Annotated in this window: 7 protein-coding genes and 4 tRNA genes; 8 read left to right on the top strand and 3 right to left on the bottom strand. The window is 45.3% G+C overall.

The annotated features are described in order from the left end of the window. Window positions 1–99, top strand: a 99-nt coding sequence (locus IRQ95_RS21790) for an integrase core domain-containing protein (RefSeq protein ID WP_194435861.1), incomplete at its 5' end; no start/stop codon positions are given. 75 nt (window positions 100–174) lie between these two features. Here the strand turns inward: IRQ95_RS21790 and IRQ95_RS21785 are convergent. Continuing rightward, a complete protein-coding gene (locus IRQ95_RS21785) occupies window positions 175–1,518 on the bottom strand; it encodes an MATE family efflux transporter (protein ID WP_194439872.1) in 1,344 nt (447 codons plus the stop codon). Window positions 1,519–1,680: 162 nt separating this feature from the next. Then, window positions 1,681–2,451, bottom strand: a complete 771-nt coding sequence (gene tpiA, locus IRQ95_RS21780; RefSeq protein WP_194439870.1) for a triose-phosphate isomerase — start codon at window positions 2,449–2,451, stop codon at window positions 1,681–1,683. A 264-nt stretch (window positions 2,452–2,715) separates the two neighbouring features. Here tpiA and IRQ95_RS21775 point away from each other — a divergent pair, with 264 nt between their 5' ends. Both IRQ95_RS21775 and IRQ95_RS21770 read left to right on the top strand, forming a co-directional pair. Next, window positions 2,716–3,063: a 5-carboxymethyl-2-hydroxymuconate Delta-isomerase gene (locus IRQ95_RS21775; RefSeq protein ID WP_194439869.1), complete on the top strand. Its 348-nt coding sequence runs from the start codon at window positions 2,716–2,718 to the stop codon at window positions 3,061–3,063. A 22-nt stretch (window positions 3,064–3,085) separates the two neighbouring features. Further along, entirely contained in the window at window positions 3,086–3,511 is a 426-nt protein-coding gene (locus tag IRQ95_RS21770; protein ID WP_194439867.1) for a DUF805 domain-containing protein, read from the top strand. Window positions 3,512–3,604: 93 nt separating this feature from the next. Here IRQ95_RS21770 and coaA read toward each other — a convergent pair whose 3' ends face one another. Next, complete coding sequence (gene coaA / locus IRQ95_RS21765) at window positions 3,605–4,528, bottom strand: type I pantothenate kinase (protein WP_194439865.1); 924 nt, start codon at window positions 4,526–4,528, stop codon at window positions 3,605–3,607. Between the two features lie 210 nt (window positions 4,529–4,738). Here coaA and IRQ95_RS21760 point away from each other — a divergent pair. The 5 genes from IRQ95_RS21760 to IRQ95_RS21740 form a co-directional block, all read left to right on the top strand. Next, window positions 4,739–4,814 (top strand) — tRNA-Thr (locus tag IRQ95_RS21760). A 47-nt stretch (window positions 4,815–4,861) separates the two neighbouring features. Beyond that, window positions 4,862–4,946, top strand: a tRNA-Tyr gene (locus IRQ95_RS21755). Window positions 4,947–4,980: 34 nt separating this feature from the next. Further along, window positions 4,981–5,055, top strand: a tRNA-Gly gene (locus tag IRQ95_RS21750). Window positions 5,056–5,068: 13 nt separating this feature from the next. Further along, a tRNA-Thr gene (locus tag IRQ95_RS21745) sits at window positions 5,069–5,144 on the top strand. Window positions 5,145–5,246: 102 nt separating this feature from the next. Continuing rightward, the coding region (locus tag IRQ95_RS21740; RefSeq protein ID WP_228481553.1) for a GTP-binding protein at window positions 5,247–5,380 on the top strand (134 nt) is incomplete at its 3' end.

Raw genomic sequence — 5,380 nt, 5'->3', positions numbered from 1 at the left:
AGAAAAATGGTCGCTGAGTCAGTAGAAATCTATAATCAGATGAGGCCTCATACAGCGCTAAAATACAAAACGCCCGATGAAGTACACCGAGCGTTTTAACTAAAAAGTGTCAACCCATATCAGGACGGGTCAGCCTGAACTCACTCTCGAGGTAGGCGCAGTTCTTGAGGCGAACTATGCAGAGAGGTGGCGATATTGCTCTCGCAGTCTAAGCGCATAGAAATAGCTTAAGCTGCCACCTAATATGTTCCCCAACGCGATGCCAAAGAATACACCTTCTACTCCATACAATATGCCTCCTAGCCATGCGATAGGAAGTGTGAATAGGAATAAGCGCATCGCACTCCATTGGAATGCTTTAATTGGCTGGTGGAGTGCGTTTAGGCCTGAAACCAACATCATCATGATGCCTTGAAATCCATAGCTAAATGGCACCACAATTAAATAGTGCCATAGTTGATTTTGCACCGCTTGTTCTTGTGAGAACAGTGCTGATAGTGGAATGCTCAGCGGTACCATCATAATGAAGATTACCAATTGAAAGCCGATAGCAAAGCGCATACTAAGAAACAGGGCGGAAAAGCTACGCTCTGAGTTATCAGCCCCGAAGTTTTGTGCCATAAATGGTGTCAGCGCAGACGTGAGAGACATCAGTACCAAAATAAGGATGGATTCAATGCGTTGTGCCGCGCCGTAAGCTGCGACGACGGATGTCCCATGCGTCGATAAAATCATCATCAGCAGGGCGCCCGATAAAGGCGACATGGCGTTCGAGAGCGCCGCTGGAGTGCCTATCTTTAGAATCATCTTACAATCTTCCATGGCATAGGAAAAATGGGGCCATGCAAGCAGCTTTTCTCGTTTGATTAAAACATATAAAGAGCCAATCAGTGCGCCAAACCAACTGATGGCACTGGCGATCGCAGCTCCTTGGATACCCAATTCGGGAAAGGGGCCGTAGCCAAAAATGAGTAGTGGGTCGAGCACACCATTAATGAGTCCCGCTAACATCATTATTTTCGCTGGTGTTTTGGTATCACCGGTCGCTCGAATTGCACTATTGCCTGCCATAGGGATGACTAATAGCGGGATAGAGAAGTACCAAATCGCCATGTACTGCTCAATGAGAGGGATCAATTTTGCTTCTGCACCAAGTGCGAGAAATAGGGGTTCTATGGTCAATAAACCAAGAGTTGATGCGAGAGTGACTAAAACAACCGCAAGGAGTAATCCGTGACTGGTAAAGCGTGCAGCATCTTGGGCTTGCCCTTGACCAAGCAAACGACCAATGTTGGTGGAGAGCCCCATACCGATTCCCATCGTGATGCAATTCACTGTGAAAGTCACGGGGAAGGTATAGCTTACTGCTGCCAAAGCATCAGTACCGAGTAAAGAAATAAAGAATGTGTCGACTAAGTTGAACATTAAGATGGCAATCATGCCCATCGTCATTGGAATGGTCATCTGCCGTAGCACTTTAGGAATGGAGCCAGTGAGTAGGCCGTGTTTATCGTGCATAAAGTAGTCGAACTTGGGTAAAAGCGTAGAATACTTGATTCACCGCGTGGGTGATAGGGCAAAGGTGTGAATTTGCCGCAAACTATAGTTGTTACTGAGGTGGTAGCAAAAAGGCCAGCCGAAGCTGACCTTTGAGTCTATTTTCGAAAATGAAATCGAAAATTAAGCTTTTGCAGCTGCTGCCGCTTTCGCGATCGCCGCAAAGCTCTTCGCATCAAGAGCTGCACCACCAACTAGAGCACCATCGATGTCTGGTTGTGAGAAGTAAGCTTCAGCGTTTTCTGGTTTAACAGAACCGCCGTACTGGATGATTACTTGCTCTGCTACTGCTTCGTCTTTCGCTGCGATTAGAGCACGAATAGATGCGTGGATGCGCTGTGCATCTTCAGCAGTTGCTGCTTTACCAGTACCGATTGCCCAGATTGGTTCGTAAGCGATGATTGCGCCGTTTAGAGCTTCAACACCGTAAGTATCGATAACTGCGTTGATTTGACGTGCGCAAACGGCTTCAGTTTCGCCCGCTTCGTTTTGAGCTTCAGATTCACCGATACAGAAAACTGGCGTTAGACCATTTTCTTTTAGGAAGTTGAATTTCTTCGCGATGAACTCGTCAGATTCGTTGTGGTATTCACGACGCTCAGAGTGACCGATGATGATGTGAGTTGCACCGAAATCTTTTAGCATTTCTGGAGACATGTCGCCAGTGAATGCACCGCTGTTGTTTAGGTCAGTGTTTTGTGCACCAAGGATGATTTTGCTTTCGCCTTCTGCGATCACGCGCTCAGCTAGGTCGATGTAAAGTGCTGGTGGAGCAACTGCCACGTCTACACCTTCAACGCCTTGAAGCTCAGCGTTAAGACCAGTCAGCAGCTCTTTAACCATTGCTTTGCTGCCATTAAGTTTCCAGTTACCCATCACTACAGGACGACGCATAGGAATATCTCCATATTTAAATTAAAGCGTTAATGTAAAAAATCTACGTAAGAATATAACAGAATAAATCTTGTAGATCATGACCCGTATCATTTCTTATTTAGGAACTTTATTTCGCTTTGATACAAACCTCTTGAGATGAGGGCGCTTTGGGCTTGTATCAGTGATCTCCTAGACAGAATGATAGCAATTGGCTCGGCATCTGCTGATGAAATTGGTATTAGTGCGAGGTCAGAAGGGATCAACAAAGTTTCAGGGAAGTTTATGCCACATCTTGTTATGGAATACTCAAATTCAGTCGAAGAGCGCGTTAACATTCAACGATTGTTGGAAGATTTACATCACGTTGCGATACAATCTGGCGTGTTTGATGCGCCCTCGCTAAAGTCTCGAGCGCATCGTTACCACGATTGGTTGATTGGAGAACTCGCGGATAGTGTAGACTTTATTCACGTTACGTTTGAGTTATTAGATGGCCGCAGTGCAGAGCAAAAACGGGAGTTATCACGTATGCTCATGCAAGTGCTGCAAGAACAGGCGAGTCATGTGCATAGCCTTACCATCAACATTCGTGATATGGACCGAGAGTGTTTTCAAAAAGTGGTGAATTAGCCCGTTTATTTAGGTGTGTAAGATGTCGATAAAAGAACTGCTATTTTCTTTTCAAGGCCGTATTGGGCGGAAAGTCTATTGGACTTGGAATATTTTCTATTACGTATTGATCGTGGGCTTCGGTTTAGGTTTGAACGTCTTGTTCCCTTCGATGGCCCACCTTATTTTACCGGTGTTTTTGATACTGGTATTGGTTCCCGATTTAGCAATCACCGCTAAGCGTTGGCATGATCGTGGTAAATCGAGTTGGTGGTTGCTGCTCAATATTCCACTTATAATTGGACGCATGGCGGTACCAGCGGCTGATCCAGGAGTTCCTGTTGAAACATCAACATTACAGATGCTGATCTCATTGGCCGCTTTGATTTGTGGAGCCTGGATTCTGATTGAATGTGGTTTCCTTAAAGGTCAATCCGGCGAAAACCAATATGGTCATGAGCCAGTTTAAGCCAATTAGTATCGGTTAGATAAACAAAAGAGCAAGCCATTGGCTTGCTCTTTTGTTATCGGAACTGAAAGTAAAACTGAAAATATTACGTTTCTACTTACGCAGCAAAATCTCTTCGACTAAGTGATGTGAGCCTTTTTTCAAAACCAGCTGTGCTCGTCCTTTGGTTGGCAAAATATTTTCTTCTAAGTTGATTCCATTGATGCTGCGCCAAATCGCGCGCGCTTTATCAACCGCTTCTTGCTCGCTCAGTTGAGTGTAGTGACTAAAATAGGAACCAGGCTCGGTAAAGGCGCCTTGGCGGAATTTTAAGAAGCGTTCTACGTACCAGTTTTCAATTACATCGGTTTCTGCATCAACGTAAATGGTGAAATCAAGAAAATCGGAAACAAACACCCGATGTGGGTCGTGTGGGTAATCCATACCACTTTGCAGCACGTTGAGCCCTTCAATGATCAACACGTCTGGTCTATCAACGGTTTTAAGTTCGTCGGTGATGTCATAAGTAATATGCGAGTAGACTGGAACTTGCAGTGTGGGTTTGCCCGCTTTGATATCGGAGACAAATTCTACTAAGCGTTTTATATCGTAAGACTCAGGGAAGCCCTTACGATGCATAATGCCCCGTTCATCCAGCACCTTTTTGGGATAAAGGAAGCCATCGGTGGTCACTAAGGCCACTTTGGGATGATCTTGCCAACGAGAAAGCAGAGCTTGTAGCAAGCGCGCGGTGGTGCTTTTTCCGACTGCAACACTGCCTGCAATGCCAATAATAAAAGGGGGCGCAGCGTTGGTCGCACCAAGAAAGTTTTGCAGCACTGAGTTGCGATTCTTACGTGCAGCAATATAAAGGTTGAGTAAGCGAGCGAGTGGAAGGTAGATCTCTACTGATTCTTCCATGGTTAGGTTTTCATTCACCCCTTGCAGCTCTTTTAAGTCTGCTTCGGACAAAGTCATAGGCACTGAATTACGCAATTCAGCCCATTGTTGCCGATTAAAAGAGAGGTATGGTGTCATAGTTGTCCTAACTGTTTTTTTGCCGCCTAGAAGTTGCGAAAATACATCATGCGAATCAGAAAGCAAATCTCTAGCAAGTCAGATTCATCATTTTATCGATAAAACTGTGCGAAATTTCAGCAAATCAAAGGAATCTCAGCAAAAAAAATACTTTTTTCAAATTAGCTATTGCAAGCTAGAAAATCATTCAATAGAATGCGCACCACTTATGCCGACTTAGCTCAGTAGGTAGAGCAACTGACTTGTAATCAGTAGGTCACCAGTTCGATTCCGGTAGTCGGCACCATTCCCTCCTGTTTTAGGAACAGGGTAGTGAGAATGGTTGAAAAATTTGGAGGGGTTCCCGAGTGGCCAAAGGGAGCAGACTGTAAATCTGCCGGCACTGCCTTCGATGGTTCGAATCCGTCCCCCTCCACCATATTCTTTAGGAAATAGCTCGAAGAGTTACGTGTGCGGGCATCGTATAATGGCTATTACCTCAGCCTTCCAAGCTGATGATGCGGGTTCGATTCCCGCTGCCCGCTCCAATCACAATTTGTTGCTGATATAGCTCAGGCGGTAGAGCGCATCCTTGGTAAGGATGAGGTCCCCAGTTCGACTCTGGGTATCAGCACCAGCTCTCAAAGCAAAATTTTCCTTTTGATATATACTTTATCACCAATAAGTTTGGTTACGTGGTCATTCGCGCCACTTAAATCCGTACCTAGAGGGACAACTCATGTCTAAAGAAAAATTTGAACGTGTAAAACCGCACGTAAACGTTGGTACTATCGGCCACGTTGACCACGGTAAAACAACTCTAACTGCAGCTATCTGTACTACTCTTGCAAAAGTTTACGGCGGTGCTGCTCG

Source organism: Vibrio fluminensis (genome assembly GCF_015278125.1).
Taxonomy (GTDB): Bacteria; Pseudomonadota; Gammaproteobacteria; order Enterobacterales; family Vibrionaceae; genus Vibrio; species Vibrio fluminensis.
Note: the sequence above shows the minus strand (reverse complement) of the source record. Positions and strands in the feature narration are given on the sequence as shown.